Origin of the sequence: Rhizobium sp. CF080, from assembly GCF_000282095.2 — a bacterium.
In the GTDB taxonomy this organism is placed as follows: domain Bacteria; phylum Pseudomonadota; class Alphaproteobacteria; order Rhizobiales; family Rhizobiaceae; genus Neorhizobium.
The window spans coordinates 13,169-28,845 of sequence record NZ_AKKC02000012.1; the positions used below are offsets into that span (position 1 = coordinate 13,169).

Annotated in this window: 15 protein-coding genes and 1 pseudogene; 8 read left to right on the forward strand and 8 right to left on the reverse strand. The window is 62.2% G+C overall.

What is annotated here, in order from left to right; all coding sequences use genetic code 11:
* Positions 1 to 31 precede the first annotated feature (31 nt).
* A complete protein-coding gene (hppD, locus tag PMI07_RS25305) occupies positions 32 to 1,147 on the reverse strand; it encodes a 4-hydroxyphenylpyruvate dioxygenase (RefSeq protein WP_007771283.1) in 1,116 nt (371 codons plus the stop codon).
* Positions 1,148 to 1,271: 124 nt separating this feature from the next.
* Between hppD and PMI07_RS25310 the strand changes: the two genes are divergently transcribed.
* The 4 genes and pseudogenes from PMI07_RS25310 (at position 1,272) to maiA (ending at position 3,666) form a co-directional block, all read left to right on the forward strand.
* Complete coding sequence (locus PMI07_RS25310) at positions 1,272 to 1,751, forward strand: Lrp/AsnC family transcriptional regulator (protein ID WP_007771284.1); 480 nt, start codon at positions 1,272 to 1,274, stop codon at positions 1,749 to 1,751.
* Between the two features lie 33 nt (positions 1,752 to 1,784).
* Positions 1,785 to 1,910: pseudogene (locus tag PMI07_RS35105) on the forward strand (homogentisate 1,2-dioxygenase domain-containing protein); the annotation flags it as partial.
* A gap of 89 nt (positions 1,911 to 1,999) precedes the next feature.
* Positions 2,000 to 3,016 (forward strand): fumarylacetoacetate hydrolase family protein, encoded by a 1,017-nt coding sequence (locus tag PMI07_RS25320; protein WP_007771285.1) that lies wholly within the window; start codon positions 2,000 to 2,002, stop codon positions 3,014 to 3,016.
* On the forward strand, positions 3,013 to 3,666 hold the full coding sequence (maiA, locus tag PMI07_RS25325; protein WP_037088352.1) for a maleylacetoacetate isomerase: 654 nt from the start codon (positions 3,013 to 3,015) through the stop codon (positions 3,664 to 3,666). The genes PMI07_RS25320 and maiA overlap by 4 nt, the downstream gene beginning before the upstream one ends.
* Here the strand turns inward: maiA and PMI07_RS25330 are convergent.
* Entirely contained in the window at positions 3,663 to 4,301 is a 639-nt protein-coding gene (locus tag PMI07_RS25330) for a TetR family transcriptional regulator (protein WP_037088354.1), read from the reverse strand. The two genes, maiA and PMI07_RS25330, sit on opposite strands and share 4 nt — an antisense overlap.
* A gap of 297 nt (positions 4,302 to 4,598) precedes the next feature.
* On the opposite strand from PMI07_RS25330, the gene PMI07_RS25335 reads away from it, so the two are divergent.
* The 4 genes from PMI07_RS25335 to PMI07_RS25350 all read left to right on the forward strand — a co-directional run bounded on the left by PMI07_RS25335 (position 4,599) and on the right by PMI07_RS25350 (position 8,463).
* Positions 4,599 to 5,162 (forward strand): TRAP transporter small permease, encoded by a 564-nt coding sequence (locus tag PMI07_RS25335; RefSeq protein ID WP_007771288.1) that lies wholly within the window; start codon positions 4,599 to 4,601, stop codon positions 5,160 to 5,162.
* Between the two features lie 10 nt (positions 5,163 to 5,172).
* Positions 5,173 to 6,453 carry a TRAP transporter large permease subunit gene (locus PMI07_RS25340; protein ID WP_007771290.1) on the forward strand — a complete coding sequence of 427 codons (1,281 nt, stop codon included), beginning with the start codon at positions 5,173 to 5,175 and terminating at the stop codon, positions 6,451 to 6,453.
* A 73-nt stretch (positions 6,454 to 6,526) separates the two neighbouring features.
* Positions 6,527 to 7,540 carry a TRAP transporter substrate-binding protein gene (locus PMI07_RS25345; RefSeq protein WP_007771293.1) on the forward strand — a complete coding sequence of 338 codons (1,014 nt, stop codon included), beginning with the start codon at positions 6,527 to 6,529 and terminating at the stop codon, positions 7,538 to 7,540.
* Positions 7,541 to 7,602: 62 nt separating this feature from the next.
* Positions 7,603 to 8,463, forward strand: a complete 861-nt coding sequence (locus PMI07_RS25350; RefSeq protein WP_007771294.1) for a shikimate dehydrogenase — start codon at positions 7,603 to 7,605, stop codon at positions 8,461 to 8,463.
* Positions 8,464 to 8,472: 9 nt separating this feature from the next.
* On the opposite strand, the gene PMI07_RS25355 is transcribed toward PMI07_RS25350, so the two are convergent.
* The 6 genes from PMI07_RS25355 to PMI07_RS25380 are packed head-to-tail and all read right to left on the reverse strand — an operon-like array spanning position 8,473 to position 15,640.
* On the reverse strand, positions 8,473 to 9,345 hold the full coding sequence (locus PMI07_RS25355) for an N-formylglutamate amidohydrolase (protein WP_007771296.1): 873 nt from the start codon (positions 9,343 to 9,345) through the stop codon (positions 8,473 to 8,475).
* An 11-nt stretch (positions 9,346 to 9,356) separates the two neighbouring features.
* Complete coding sequence (locus tag PMI07_RS25360; RefSeq protein ID WP_037088356.1) at positions 9,357 to 10,904, reverse strand: gamma-glutamyltransferase; 1,548 nt, start codon at positions 10,902 to 10,904, stop codon at positions 9,357 to 9,359.
* Positions 10,904 to 11,581, reverse strand: coding sequence for an RraA family protein (locus PMI07_RS25365; RefSeq protein WP_024164142.1), 678 nt, complete (start codon positions 11,579 to 11,581; stop codon positions 10,904 to 10,906). The genes PMI07_RS25360 and PMI07_RS25365 overlap by 1 nt, the downstream gene beginning before the upstream one ends.
* On the reverse strand, positions 11,578 to 13,230 hold the full coding sequence (locus PMI07_RS25370) for an ABC transporter ATP-binding protein (protein WP_007773918.1): 1,653 nt from the start codon (positions 13,228 to 13,230) through the stop codon (positions 11,578 to 11,580). Before PMI07_RS25370 ends, PMI07_RS25365 begins: the two co-directional genes overlap by 4 nt.
* Positions 13,227 to 14,063, reverse strand: coding sequence for a creatininase family protein (locus PMI07_RS25375; RefSeq protein WP_245277234.1), 837 nt, complete (start codon positions 14,061 to 14,063; stop codon positions 13,227 to 13,229). Before PMI07_RS25375 ends, PMI07_RS25370 begins: the two co-directional genes overlap by 4 nt.
* Entirely contained in the window at positions 14,063 to 15,640 is a 1,578-nt protein-coding gene (locus PMI07_RS25380; protein ID WP_007773914.1) for an ABC transporter substrate-binding protein, read from the reverse strand. Before PMI07_RS25380 ends, PMI07_RS25375 begins: the two co-directional genes overlap by 1 nt.
* Positions 15,641 to 15,677: the final 37 nt, after the last annotated feature.

The window sequence follows — 15,677 nt, forward strand, 5'->3', positions numbered from 1 at the left end:
CGGGCTTTCGCACCCTGTGGAGCTGCTTTTGTTATTCGGCGGCTTGCTGCGGCTTCAATACGCCGCGGCGGATCTGGTCTTCCTCGATGGATTCGAACAGGGCGCGGAAATTGCCCTCGCCAAAGCCTTCGTCGCCCTTGCGCTGGATGAATTCGAAGAAGATCGGGCCGATCACCGTCTTCGAGAAGATCTGCAGCAGGATCTTGGTCATGCCGCCATCGATCACACCTTCGCCGTCGATCAGGATGCCGTGTTTCTTCATCCGCTCGATCGGCTCGTCATGGCCGTGCACGCGGGTGCCGGACATTTCGTAGTAGGTATCGGGCGGGCCGGGCATGAATTTCAGCCCATTGTCGGCGAGCTTGTCGGTCGCTTCGTAAATGCCGTCTGTGCCGACCGCGATGTGCTGGATGCCTTCGCCCTTGTACTTCTTCAGGAATTCCTCGATCTGGCTGGTCTCGTCCTTGGACTCGTTCAGCGGGATGCGGATCTTGCCGCAGGGGGAGGTGATCGCGCGGCTCACCAGGCCGGTGATGCGGCCGTCGATGTTGAAGAAGTGAATCTGCTTGAAATTGAAGAGTTCGCGGTAGAAGTCCCACCACTTGTCCATGTTACCGCGATAGACGTTGTGGGTCAGGTGGTCGAGATAATAGAAACCGACGCCTTCGGGTCTGGGGTTGCGCTCGCCCAGCCATTCGAATTCGGCCTCATAGGCAGAACCCTTCTCGCCATAGGTCTCGACGAAATAGAGAAGCGAACCGCCGATGCCGACGATGGCCGGCACGTCGAGCGTCTTGTCCTTGCCTTCATAGGGCGTCGCGCCCTTGGCGACTGCGTGATCGAAAGCGTGTTTCGCATCGACGACGCGCCAGGCCATGGCTGGCGCGCAGGGGCCGTGTTCGTCGACGAAGCGCATCGCATGGCTGCCCGGCTCGGCATTGAGGATGTAGTTGATGTCGCCCTGGCGCCAGACGGTGACGTTCTTCGTCCTGTGCTTCGCCACCGGCTTGTAGCCCATGCGGGTGAACAGCTCTTCCAGCTTCTGCGGTTCCGGATGCGCGAATTCGACGAATTCGAAACCGTCTGTCCCTGCCGGATTGTCGGCGGTGATCTGCGAAACCGGTGCATCGTGCGGGAAAGGACCCATGGCAAATTCCTCCTGTCATTCGCCGATCATGATGATGCAGGAGAGGCGCATTGTGCTTGCAATCTTGGCGGTGTTCTGCTCGATTTGTGCATGAAGTGTGCGGATTGCAGGAGTTGCATGCACGATGGACGCGCTGGACGGATATGACCTGAAGATCTTGAGCCACCTGCAGACCGACGGGCGGCTGACCAACAACGAACTGTCGGAACTGATCGCGCTGTCGCCGTCGCAATGCTCACGCCGCCGGGCGCGGCTTGAAGGCGAGGGGTTCATCCAGACCTACCGGGCGCATCTGAGCCGCCAGAAACTCGGCCTCGACCTGCTGGTGGTGATTGCCGTGACGCTCGCAACCCATAACCGCGACAATGCCAAGCGGTTCCAGCGCCTGGTGGAGGACTTGCCTGAAGTGCTGGAATGTTTCTCACTGACCGGTGAGATGGACTATCACCTCAAGGTGGTGACGCGGGATCTGGCGGGCCTCTCCCACTTCGTCAACGATGTACTCCTGCCGCACGAGAGCGTGCAGCATGTCAAAACATCGATCGTTCTCAGCGTGTTGAAGGATTTTGGTGGGATTCCGATTCAAAAGCCCGTCAGGAGCTGAGATCGTCCGGCTCCGGCACAACACCATGGCCTCATGTTCGAGACGCGCTTCCCGCAGCAGCTCACCAAATTCGCGGCCCGACTGGAGACCTTGCAGGACAATTACGTGGATTGCTGGTCCGGGCTTGAGCGAAAGTTCGACGGTACACCGGGGAACAAGCGAGACGGCGCTACATTCCGGTTGCCTTCTGGCGCGATCTCCACACATTCTGGGGGCAATGCCAACGATAAAACGGGAAACACTCATTCATGAAGCTCGCGACACTGAAGGATTCCACCCGCGACGGCCGCCTGGTCGTTGTCTCGAAAGATCTGACCCAATGCTCGGAGGTCGGCCATATCGCCCGCACCCTCCAGGCGGCGCTGGATGATTGGGCATATGTCGGTCCGCGGCTCGAGCGGGTCGCGGAGGGTATCGAGACCGGTGCGCAGCCGACCATTCGTTTCCATGAACATGACGCCGCGTCGCCGCTGCCGCGCGCCTACCAATGGGCGGACGGGTCGGCCTACGTCAATCACGTCGAACTGGTGCGCCGGGCGCGCAATGCGGAGATGCCGGAAAGCTTCTGGACCGATCCGCTGATGTACCAGGGCGGCTCCGACAGTTTTCTGGGGCCGCGCGATCCGATCCCGCTCGGCGACGAAGCGTGGGGCGCCGATATGGAAGGCGAGATCGCGGTCATCCTCGGAGACGTGCCGATGGGGGCTTCGGTGGATGAGGCGCGCGACGCGATCCGCCTCGTGCTTCTCGTCAACGACGTGTCCCTGCGCGGGCTGATCCCTTCCGAACTCGCCAAGGGCTTCGGTTTCTTCCAGTCGAAACCGTCCTCCGCTTTCTCGCCGGTCGCGGTTTCTCCGGATGAGCTGGGGTCGGCCTGGGATGGCGGCAAGCTTTCGCTGCCGCTCAAGGTCGATTTGAACGGCAAGCCCTTCGGCCGTGCCAATGCCGGCGTCGATATGACCTTCAATTTCCCGCAGTTGATCGCCCATGCGGCGAAGACGCGGCCGCTGGTGGCGGGCACGATCATCGGTTCGGGCACCGTTTCCAACAAGCTCGACGGCGGCCCGGGCAAGCCGGTTGCCGATGGCGGCGCCGGTTATTCCTGCATCGCCGAAATCCGCACCATCGAGACGATCAATCTCGGGGTTCCAAAGACGCCGTTCCTGCATTTCGGGGATACGGTGCGGATCGAGATGAAGGACGACATGGGGCATTCGATATTCGGAGCGATCGAGCAGACCGTGACGAAATACGAGAAGGCATGATGAGCGATACGGTGCTCTACGATTACTGGCGGTCCTCGGCGAGCTATCGCCTGAGGATCGCCCTCAACATGGTTGCGGAGACGTTCCGCTCGGTGCCGGTCGATCTGCTCGCCAAGGCGCACAAGTCGCCGGAGCATCTGCAGCGCAATCCGCAGGGGCTTGTTCCGGTGCTGGAAATCGACGGGCACAGCTTCACTCAGTCGCTCGCCGTGATCGAATATCTCGACGAGACGCGCGGCGGCGCCTTTCTGCCGGGCGATTCCGTCGGCCGGCAGCGGGTGAGGGCGCTCTCCTACGTCATCGCCATGGAAATCCACCCGGTCTGCAATTCGCATGTCGGCGCCCATGTCATGGCGATCACCGGCGGCGGAGAGGAGGCGCGCGTGGCCTGGATGCAGAAGTTCATCGGCGAGGGGCTGGCGGCCTTCGAGGCGCTGTTGGATTCACCTGCGACCGGCCAATTCTGCCATGGCGACAGACCGAGCATGGCGGATGTCTGCCTTGTGCCGCAAGTCTACAATGCGCGGCGCTGGGGCGTCGATCTGTCCGGCTGTCCGACGCTCGTCGTCATCACCGACCGCTGCGCGGGCCTGAAACCCTTCGCCAACGCCCATCCCGACAATGTCAATCCAAACAAGGCGGTTGGTTAGCTCTTCAGGTAGCTGATCACCGCATCGGCGATCATGCCCTTGTGGCGCTCCATGGTTGCCGGCTCCGAAAGGTCACGGCGGAAGATGGTGCCGAACGTATAACGGTTGGAGACGCGGAAGAAGCAGAAGGCGCTGATCAGCATGTGAATGTCGATCGGATCGGCTGTGCGGACAAATACGCCGGCCGCGACGCCGCGCGCCAGGATCGCGGCGATGGTTTCGATGACCGAGACGTTCAGGTCGCGGATCGCCTCCGACCGCAGCATGTGGGCGGCGTGGTGGATGTTCTCGATGCTGACGAGCCGGACGAAATCCGGGTTGGTCTCGTCATGGTCGAACGTCGTCGAGATCAGCACCCGCAGCGCCTGTTCGGGTGGCAGGTTGGAAAGCTGCAGGTCCTCTTCAAGAGTACGGATCTTGCGGTAGGCACGTTCGAGGACGGCGAGGTAGAGCCCCTCTTTGCTGCCGAAATAATAATAAATCATCCGTTTCGAAGTGCGCGTCTTCTCCGCGATCGCATCGACGCGGCCGCCGGCTAGGCCATGAGTCGTGAACTCCTCCGTCGCCACGTCCAGGATGTTTTCCTGGGTGCGCTGCGGGTCGTTTTTCCTGCCGTTTTCGCGTTTTGCCGCCATCCTCAAAGCCGCCCTTACCGTTGCGTCCCGCTCATTCTCAGAGAAGCGGGCATCGTGGACGCCTGAATTGTCCACATCGAATTTCCGCATTTTTTCCAAAGTCATAATGGGCTTGTGCGCCGCTTTCAATAGATGGCGCTTGACATACTCACTAGTTCGTACATTTTATTTGGATTGCCAGTCGATCCCTGAGGAGGCGGTCCTGGCGGAGGCATCTTGTCAAACGAGTTGGGCGGCTAGCTGTATTTGCAGTTGGTACCGTCGGCATCCGATGACGGAGCCTTGGGAGGACTGGAAGTGACACGGATCATCGATTTCTATTTCTTTGCGCTGAAGGTCATCATCGCCCTGCTTCTGGCGGGCATGGTGGTGCTGGTCTTCGGAAATGTCGTGCTGCGTTATGCCTTCAACCAGGGCATCACCGTTTCCGAAGAACTGTCGCGCGTCTTCTTCATCTGGCTGACGTTCCTGGGTGGCGTCGTTGCGATGCGCGAGCACGGGCATCTCGGCGTCGATTCCCTTCTGAAGCGGTTGCCGCCGGCTGGCGCAAAGATTGCGGTGCTGATGGGGCAGGGGCTGATGCTCGTCGCCACCTGGCTGATGATCAGCGGAAGCTGGACGCAGACGCTGATCAACCTGCCCGCCACCATGCCGGCAACCGGGATTTCGATGGGCTGGTTCTACGGCGCCGGCCTCGCCTTCGGGGTTCCGACCTTCCTCATCATTCTCTGGGACGCCTTCCAGGTGGCGACCGGCCGCATCGATCTCGCCACCACCCAGCTGGTGCGCGACAGCGAGGACGAGATCGCGCTCGATGATCATCCTGTGCCGGCCGTTTCGGCTGGCGCCACCAAGGCCTGAGGAGAGACCGATGACGCTCACGATTTTTCTCGGCGCCCTTCTCGGCCCCATGGCGCTCGGCGTTCCGATCGCCTTCGCACTGATCCTCAGCGGTGTGGCGCTGATGATGTACATGGACATTTTCGACGCCCAGATCGTCGCGCAGAACGTGCTGAACGGCGCCGACAGCTTTCCGCTGATGGCCGTGCCCTTCTTCCTGCTCGCCGGCGAGGTGATGAATACCGGCGGGTTGTCGAAGCGGATCGTCAATCTCGCGATGGCGCTCGTCGGTCATGTGCGCGGCGGTCTCGGCTTCGTGGCGATCTTTGCGGCCTGCGTGCTGTCGAGCCTGTCCGGTTCGGCGGTGGCGGATGCGGCCGCACTCGGCGCGCTTCTTTATCCGATGATGATCAAATCGGGCCATGATCCGGCGCGGACCGGCGGACTGCTGGCATCGGCTTCGGTCATCGGGCCGATCATCCCGCCGTCGATCGGCTTCATCCTTTACGGCGTCATCGGCGGCGTTTCGATCACCAAGCTCTTCCTCGCCGGCATCGTTCCCGGCCTGCTGATCGCGCTGGCACTCTGCATTACCTGGCTGATCGTCGCCCGCAAGGAGCAGTTCGAACTGCCTCCGAGACAGAGCCGCGAGGTGCGCATCAAGGCACTCGTCGACAGCATCTGGGCGCTGATGCTGCCTGTCATAATCATCGTCGGCCTGAAGTTCGGCGTGTTCACGCCGACTGAAGCCGGCGTCGTCGCTGCCGTCTATTCGCTTTTTGTCTCCATGGTCGTCTATCGCGAACTGGCGCCGTCCGAGCTCTTCAACGTCTTCGTGGCGGCGGCGAAGATCACGGCGGTGGTGATGTTCCTTGTCGCCTGTGCCGCGGTCTCCGCCTGGTTGATCACCGTTGCCGACGTTCCCGGCGATCTCGTCGCGCTGCTGGAGCCGCTGATGGACAATCAGACGCTGCTACTGCTCGCGATCATGGTGCTGATCGTCCTGGTCGGCACCGCCATGGACATGACGCCGACCATTCTGGTGATGACGCCGGTGCTGATGCCGATCATCAAACAGGCGGGCATCGATCCGGTCTATTTCGGCGTGCTTTTTATTATCAACAATTCGATCGGCCTGATCACGCCACCGGTGGGCACGGTGCTCAACGTCATCTGCGGGGTCTCCAAGCTGTCGATGGAAGACCTGATGAAGGGCGTGATGCCCTTCCTGATCGCCGAACTGATCGTTCTTTTCCTTCTCGTCCTCTTTCCGCAACTGGTGACCGTGCCGGTCGCCTGGTTCGGGCGTTGAGGCCGGGAAGCTTCTGCCAACCAAGTGCATATCAACCGGCCGTGGGGAGCCCGGCCATCAATGGGAGGAAAGCATGTTCAACACGATGATGAAACTGGCGCTCGGGATCGCCTTGCCGGTGATGCTGTTTACCGGCACGGCATCCGCCGAAGTCCGCGCGCATACGCTGAAATTCGCGGCCGCCAACAACAAGGGCCATCCGCAGGTCACCGGCATGGAAAAATTCGCCGAGATCGTCAAGGCGAAGAGCGGCGGCAAGATCGAGGTCAAGCTGTTTCCGGGCGGCGTGCTCGGCGGCGACGTGCAGACCGTTTCCGCGCTGCAGGGCGGCGTGGTCGAGATGCTGGTGCTCAACGCCGGCATCCTCTCCAGTAACGTCAAGGCTTTCGGCGCGGTCGACCTGCCGTTCCTGTTCAACAGCGGCGAGGAAGCCGACAAGGTCATGGACGGCGCCTTCGGTAAGAGCCTTTCCGACAAGCTGCCGGCGACCGGCCTCGTCGGTCTCGCCTATTGGGAACTCGGCTTCCGCAATCTCACCAACAACCGCCGCGCGGTCACCAAGCTCGAAGACATCAAGGGCCTGAAGATTCGCACCTTGCAGTCGCCGATCCCGATCGAGCTGTTCAACAGCCTCGGCGCCAATGCGGTGCCGCTGCCCTACACGGAACTCTATACCGCGCTCGAGACCGGTACGGTCGACGGCCAGGAAAATCCGTTCGCCAACATCATCAACGCCAAGTTCTACGAGGTGCAGAAGTACCTGACGGTCACCCGTCACCAGTACAATCCGCAGATCGTGCTGGTCAGCAAGAAGTTCTGGGATGGTCTCAACGACGAGGAGAAGGGCGTTCTGCAGTCTGCAGCGACCGAAGCCCGCGACTTCCAGCGCAAGGTTTCCCGAGAAGCGGACGCCAAGGCGCTCGACGAGATCAAGAAGACCGGCATGCAGGTCACCGAACTCAGCCCGGCGGAGACCCAGAAGATCCGTGATGCCGTCAAGCCACTGATCGACAAGTTCAGCACCGATGTGGGTGCCGACACCGTCTCGCTGCTCTTCAAGGAACTGGACGCTGTCCGCAAGAAGTAACGTCCACGCCGGCCCGTCTTTGTGGCGGGCCGGCCCATCCTTCCAAACGAGGCGCGGTACCCATGGCCGAGACATTGCTGAAACCCTTGAAGGCCGGGCTGATCGGCGCCGGCATACAGGCCTCGCTGACGCCTGCCATGCACATGACGGAGGGCGCGGCCCAGGGCTTTCAATACGAATACGAGCTGATCGATCTCAACCAGCTCGGCCTGACGCCCAGCAGCCTGCCAAAGCTTCTGGATGATGCGGAAGCGCGCGGGCTGATTGGTCTCAACATCACACACCCTTGCAAGCAGGTGGTCATCCCCTATCTCGACGAACTCTCCGACGAGGCGCGGGCGCTCGGCGCCGTCAATACGGTGGTGCTGAAGGACGGAAAGCGTTTCGGTCACAACACCGACTGGTGGGGTTTTGCCGAAAGTTTTCGTCGCGGCCTGTCGGGCGCCGACTTGACCGCGGCGGTTCAGATCGGCGCAGGCGGTGCGGGTGTCGCGACGGCTTATGCCATCCTGTCGCTCGGTCTGAAGTCGCTGACGGTGTTCGATCGCGAGCCGGAGCGGGCCCAGCAGCTCGCGGAAACGATGGCGACGCTCTTTCCGAGGGCGTCGATAGAAGCGTCATCGGATATCGTTTCGGCGATGCGAAATGTCCCGGGCGTCATCCATGCAACGCCGACCGGCATGGCCAAATATCCAGGCCTGCCGTTGCCACCAGAGCTTCTGCAGCCCCATCAATGGGTGGCGGAGATCGTCTATTTCCCGCTCGAAACCGAGCTTTTGAAGGTCGCCAGACAGCGTGGCTGCCGGGTGCTCAACGGCGGCGGCATGGCGGTTTTCCAGGCGGTGGGCGCCTTTCAGCTGTTCACCGGCCGGGAGCCGGATGCCGCCCGCATGCTCCAGCATTTCGAGGCGCTGACGGCCTGAGGAGCCTCCTCAGGCCTTGCTCGTCACATAGTCGCGCATGACCGTGCCGAGCTTGGCGAGATTGGCCTTCAACTCGTCATAACCCTCGATCTTCTCGCGGGTCTCCTCGTCCATATAGAGCTTGCGGTTGAGCTCGATCTGGATGCTGTGGCGGTTCTTCGCCGGGTCGGAATAGGCCGAGATCAGTTCGGCACCCTTGAAGGGCACGTTGAGCGACACCGAATATCCAAAACCTTCCAGCGTCTCGACGACGAGCTTCACGAAATCCGGCTCGCTCGCCACGCCTTCGTAATCCCCGACCACGACATCCTTGCGGACCGTGCCGGCCGGATCGGGCGAGAGTATGTGACCGATCGCCGGCATCGAGTGGCAATTGATGTGATAGACCTTGCCGAAGGCGGCATAGGTCTCGTCGAGCAAGCGCACCATTTCGCGGTGGTACGGGCGCCAATAAGTGTCGATGCGGTCTTCCAGTTCCTTCACCGTGAACTTGCGGCCGTACATCGGGATGTCGCCCCAGGCGTAACGCCAGGTGATGCCCATGCCGCGGCGTGCCGATGCGCTGTCGCGGACCGGATGCGGCCATTCGCCTTCGACCATTTCCAGATCGACATCCTTCAGCGACCGGTTGAGGTCGAGAAAACTGCGCGGAAAATGGGCGATCAGCAGCGGAGCCCCGATCGAGGGGGCAAAACCGAAGAGGTCGTCCACGTAGGTGTCGGCGGCAACGCGCACCAGTTCGTCGGAAGCGGTCCGTTCGAAATCCGGCAGTATCAGTCCGCTATGCGGCGAGTCGAACACCAGCGGGACGGCCGGCGCCGTCGGCGGAATGATCTTGAGAACGCCGTCGATCTCGACGGGGGCGAAAGTCAGCTCTGTCATCTTGGTCTCGTTCAGGCTGTTGCCGCGTAGGCGGCCGGATAGGTGATGTCGGGCATGCCGATGAAGGCATTGCCGCGCCTCCCCACCATGCCGGGAGCGGCGAAGGGCCGGGGATAGACGACGGCTGCCGCGGGCTTCACCTTGGCAATCTTTTCGAGTGCCTCGATCTGCTCGGCAGGCATGTCGACATTGACGATGATGTCGCTGTGCGGGCCGGTCGTCATGCGCGGCATGTTCATCGCCTCCTCGATGTCGAGGCCGGCATGCAGGATCATGCCTGTCAATTGCGCGAGCGACGGCACGATCTGGTTGCCGCCGGCCGCGCCGAAGGCTGCGAATGCACCGTTCTCGTCGGTGATCGCCACCGGGCACATATTGCTCGGCGCATAGGCATTCGGCGTCAGCGAGTTGGCGCGGCCGGGCGTCGGGTCGAACCAGGACATGCCGTTGTTGAGCAGGATGCCCGTCGAGGGCGACAGCGCGCGGGCGCCAAACCGGTTCAGCAGCGTGAAGGTGATCGCCACCATACGACCTTCGGAATCCACTGCATTGACCTGCGTGGTGCTGGTCTTGTTGGTCGTCTCGGCCGGATTGAGGCGTTTGCGATGGGCGCCGAAACTTTCCCAGAGGGCTTCGGCCATGGCCGTAAAGAAACCAGCGTCGACCGGGCCTTTGCCGCGCTTCCTGTCGAAGTGATCGAGCGCGTCGAAGAGCCGCTGGCCGGCGCTGGTTTCTCCAGCCACATGCACGGTCTTCCCCTGCAGCGACATGGTCCGGGACGGATAGAGGAGGGGGGCGTAATTGGCCAAGTCCTCCAGGGTGATGGAACTGCCGCCGGCGTTGAGATCGGCGACCAGCTTCTCGCCGATCGCGCCGCCATAGAGCGAATCCGGGCCTTCGTTGGCGAGCTGCTCCAGTGTCTTCGCAAGCTGGTCGAGCGGCAGGATGGCGCCGGGCTCCGGCGCATGGCCGTTCGGCAGGAAGATCGAACGGGCGCCGGGATCCAAACCGAGCTCGCCCTCGGCGATCGCGATGGCCAGCGTCGTGTGCCAGTCGACATACATGCCCTTGCGGGCACGATCGATCGCCGGTGCCAGCGCCCGATCGAAGCCGATCGTGCCGTAACGTTTCAGCGCTTCCGCGAAGCCGCGCACGCAGCCGGGCACGACAGCCGCCGTGAAGCCGCGGACGTTGCGATTGTCGATCGAAGCGGGATGGCCGATGAAGGTCTTGATGCTTGGATCGGGCCTGTAGAATTCCTCGTCGAAACTGGACGGCACGCGACCGGTGAATTCGACCACTTCGACCTTGCCGTCCGGTTGGGCGACCAGCATGTAGCCGCAGGCGGCGAGGCTGGTCATCCAGGGTTCGACGGTCTGCAAGGTAAAGGCGGCAGTCACCGCAGCGTCAACGGCATTGCCGCCCGCTGACAGGACCGCGGCGCCTGCCTCTGCCGCCGCGTAGTGCTGGGAGGTGACGACGCCGCGTTCGCTGACGCCGGCGATCTTGCGGTAGACGCCGCGCTCGACGCGCAGATGATTATATTGCGAGTTTTCCATCATTTGCTTTCCAGCGCGGCAGCAACCAGGCGGCTTGCGCCCGACAAGTCGCCAAGCTTTTCGCCCGCAGCGACCTTGTCCTTGTTGCGGCCCGCGCGCGCCTGTCGTGCAATCGCTTCCTCGACGACTTCCTCGGCCTCATCGAGCGGGATCACCACGATGCCACTCGCGTCAGCGACGACGACATCGCCCGGAAGCACCGGAACGTTGCCGCAGGAGATCGGCAGGTTGAGCGAGCCGCCGAGATCGTTGAGCCTGGTGGTGATGCCGGAGACGCCGCGTGACCAGAACGGCAAATCGAGTTCGAGGATCTCCTCGACATCGGTGCAGGGCCCGTCGAGCACAACGCCGATGGCGCCCGCCGTCTTGATCGCGAAGGCGACGCCGCCGCCGATGCAGGCGTGCCGGTCGTCGCCGAGCCGGTCGACGAACAGGAAATCGCCTGGACGGATGAAGCCGATCGCGTGATGGAGGAGGGTGGAGTCGGTTGCCGGGATTGCTACCGTCACCGCCGTGCCGACCAGCGTCCTGCCAGGCTCGACCACCGGCGTGATCGAATGATGCACGAAGCCGCGATGGCGGAAATGGCCGATGGTCGCCACTTCGACGCTCTCGAACTTGGCGATGAGTTCCGGATCGACCTGTTTCGGCACGCTGCCGATGTGATATTTCTTCATGGGGTTTCCTCCCGGGATCTTTCCGTCCCGGCCTCGTTTTTACCAGCGTGGTGCTGCCAGCCCTTGCCGGGCACGGCGGCGAGCAGTTCCTTCGTGTAGGTTTCCTTCGGCGAACCGAACAGCGAGGCCGGATCGCCCCGCTCGACGATGCGGCCGTTGCGCATCACCGCGATATTGTCGCAGATCTGGCTCGCGACCCTGAGGTCATGGGTGATGAACAGGATGCCGAAGCCTAGCCGTTCCTGCATGTCGGCAAGAAGCTTCAGCACTTGCGCCTGCACCGAGACGTCGAGCGCCGAGACGCTTTCGTCGGCGATCAGCAGTTCGGGTTCGACCGCGAGCGCCCGGGCGATGCAGATGCGCTGCCTCTGGCCGCCGGAGAACTCGTGCGGGAAACGGGTCGCCGAGGCACGGTCGAGGCCGCAGGCTTCGAGCAGGTCGAGGGCGCGGGCCATCGCCGCCTTGCGGTCGAGGCCGTGGATGACCGGGCCTTCGGCGATGGAGTCGCCGACCTTCTGGCGCGGATCGAGCGCGGTATATGGATCCTGGAAGACGATCTGTACCTTGCGGCGTGCCTCGCGCAGCGCCTTGCCGTTGAGGCCGGCGAAATCGCCGCCGGAGATCAGGATATCGCCGCTTTCCGGCTGCACGAGGCGGATGACGCATTGCGCCAGCGTCGACTTGCCGGAACCGGATTCGCCGACCAGGCCCAGCGTCTCGCCGCGGCGGATGGTGATATCGACATCGTCCACCGCCTTCACTATGCGGCCACCGCCGAAGAGGCCGGAGCGGGCGAAGGTCTTGACGATGTTTCTGGCAATCAGCACCGGATTGCCGAGGCCTTCGCGCTCCTTTCGCGGCGTCAGTGTCGGCACGGCTGCGAGCAGGCGGCGGGTATAGTCTTGCCTGGGATGGTTGAGGATTTCGTCGCGGGTGCCGATTTCGACCAGCTTGCCGGTCTGCATGACGGCGACGCGGTCGGCGATCTCGGCGACCACACCGAAATCATGGGTGATGAAGATGATGCCGGTATCGTGCTTCGCCCGCAGGTCGAGCATCAGCTTGAGAATCTGCGCCTGGGTGGTGACGTCGAGTGCCGTGGTCGGTTCGTCGGCGATCAGCACGGACGGATCGAGCGCAAGGGCGGTCGCGATCATCACCCGCTGGCACTGGCCGCCGGAAAGCTGGTGCGGATAGGAATGGTAGATCTGCTCGGGATTGGGAAGCTGCACTTCGCGAAAGAGGTCTATGACCTTCTTGCGGATCTCCGCCTGGCTCAACGAGGTGTGGATGCGGAATGTCTCGGATACCTGCTCGCCGACCCGGAAGATCGGGTTGAGCGCGGCGGTCGGCTCCTGGAAGATCATGGCGATCCGCCGGCCCGTAATGTCCCGGCGGGTCGCCTCGTCGAGGGTCAGCAGGTCCTTGCCCTCGAACATCACCTTGCCTGCAGGCTTGCCGAGGTTGCGAGGCAGGAGCCCCATGGTGGCGAGTGCCGTCAGCGACTTGCCGGAGCCGGATTCGCCGACGATGCAGAGGATTTCGCCCTTGCTGACCGACAGTGACAGGTCCTCGACCGCGAAGGGGCGATCGGCTCCCCGCGGCAGCGGCACGCTCAGATGTTCGATCGAAAGCCGCTCGTTGCTCATGATGCCGCCTTTTCCTCTTGCGGTGAAAAGGCCGTCACCGAGCGCATGTCGCAGCGGCGCAGGTGCTCCACGAAACGGGCGCAGAAGCCGACGAGATGTTCGACCATCTTCTCGCCCTTTTCGGCGCTCGCCAGCAACGGATCGCCGCCGAGCATGCCGTCGGCATTCACCTCGTCGCAATTGAGCGGCACATGCACCGGCATGCCTTCGAACTGGACGTTGTTGACACCACCGGTCGGCAGGCCGAAGGCCTTTTCACGCACCGAGGGGCGGGCGAGGTCCATGCGCATCAGTTCGGGGAAGAGATGCAGGTAGATCGAGGTCAGCGGATCGCCGCCATGGCCGCGGGCCGCGGCGACCGAAGAGCCGTGCAGTTCCTTCCAGAGTGTATCCGGGATCGCCTGCCAGAGATTGATGAAGGCGACGGAAACCCCGCGCTCTGCACGGATGCGGCGGAGCGTCTGGTCGAAAAGCGGGGCATTACTGGTATGGCCGTTCAGGATCAGGATATGCTCGATGCCGTGATCCAGAAAGGCGGTCACGGCGTCCTCGACCACGGCCGAGAAGGTCGAGGGCCGGAACTGGATGCCGCCCGGAATGGTCTTGAAGAAATCGGCATAGCCGAAGGGGATGATCGGCGCGACGATCGCGTCGGAGGCTTCCGCCACCTTTTCCGCCACCGCTTCGGTCAGCATGAAATCGCCCATCGGGGCGTGCGGTCCCTGTTCTTCCTGGCTGCCGAAGGGCAGCAGGATGACGGGCTTTTCGGAAAGACGTTCGCGGAACTCCGCGAACGTCATGTCCTTCAGCGCATGCTTGCGTTTGATGCTCATCATACGAACTTGAAGTAATCGCCGTAGATGCGCATCTCGCCGTTCGGCTTGAACTTGAACTGGATACCGGCGCGGTGGGCGCAGTTATAGACGCTCTTCCACATGTAGTAGCCGGGCGTAACCTTCTGCCAAGCATCCGAAAGTTCCAGATAGGCTTTCTTGCGGTCCTCGAACTCGATCGCCTCGTCAAACTTCTTGCCGGCGGCCAGATATTCCGGCGTCGGATCCCAGGTCTTCCAGGTGGCGGTGGAGCGCGATGCGGTCGGACCCCAATCGAGCCACAGTGGCTGGTAGGGATCGCCAGGGATGAAGTCCGAGCTCATCGACATGTTCATCAGGTGGTAGGGACGGCGATAGACGAGTTCGAAATTGTCGAGGATCTGCGCCTCGACGTTGATGCCGACCTCGCGCCATTGCTCGACCATGATTTCGGCCGCCGCTTCGTAGTTCGGATAATACTGGCGGGTGATGTGCCAGATCAGCTTCTCGCCCTTGTATTTGGTCTTGGCGACCAGGGCCTTGGCGGCCGCGACGTCGTAGGGAAGCTTCACCGGCGCCTTCGGATCGTAGAACTTGCCGTATTCCGTAAAGTTGAACGGGACTGCCGGATGTTCCGTGGTGCCGTTGAACAGGGCCTGGACGATCGCGTTCATGTCGATCGCCTGGACCATGGCATAACGCAGGTTCGGATCGACCAGCGGATTGTCAACCGGGTCCGGACGCGTGTTGAAGGCGAGGGCCGGATAGTTGTCGGCGAGAACGCGCTTCAGCGTGACGCCCTGGTATTTTTCGAGCGCGGCTTCCTGGTCGGTCGGAATGTTAACGATGAAGTCGAATTCCTTGGAGACGAGACCGGCCATGCGGGCGGCGAATTCCGGGACGATCTTCCAGGAGATCTGCTTGACCGGCGGCGGGCCGTCCCAATAGTCGTCGAAGGCTTCGAGAACCATGATTTCGCCGGAACGGAAGGTTGTCACCTTGTAGGGGCCGGTGCCGATCGGCTTCTGGCCGAATGCATCGACGCCGACTTCCATGTAGTATTTCTTCGGCACCACGAAGCCGATATAGCCGGTGAGCTTGCTCGGGATGTTCGGGTCCGGCCGCTCGGTCTCGATCTCGAACGTATATTTGCCGGTCGCCTCGACCCGCTTAAAGCCCGCGGTAAAGGTCTTGCCGCGCGGCTCGAACGGCTTTGCGCCCCAGAGACGTTCCGGCGACAGCGTGAAGACCGCGTCTTCCGCCGTCATCTCGGTGCCGTCGTGGAATTTGACGCCTTCACGCAGGGTGAACTTCCAGACGGTGCCGTTCTGCTCCCATTTGGTGGCGAGTTTCGGCGCGAAGATCAGGCCGTTCTCGTCCTTGATGTAGTCGCGATCGACGAGGTTGTCGTAGAAATTCGGGAAGATACGGCGCGACGTGGTCGAGATGCCGTTGATCGTCGCCATATTGGCCCAGAGATTATCGACCGCGATATTGAGCGACGGCCGTTCCGCGGCATTTGCCTTCGGGAGGTTGCCCACCATCGACAGGGCCCCCGCTCCGAGAATGAGACTTCCCACTTCACGTCTTGTAAACATCGTTCCACCTTCCCTTGTTCATTTATGTTCAAGCGGC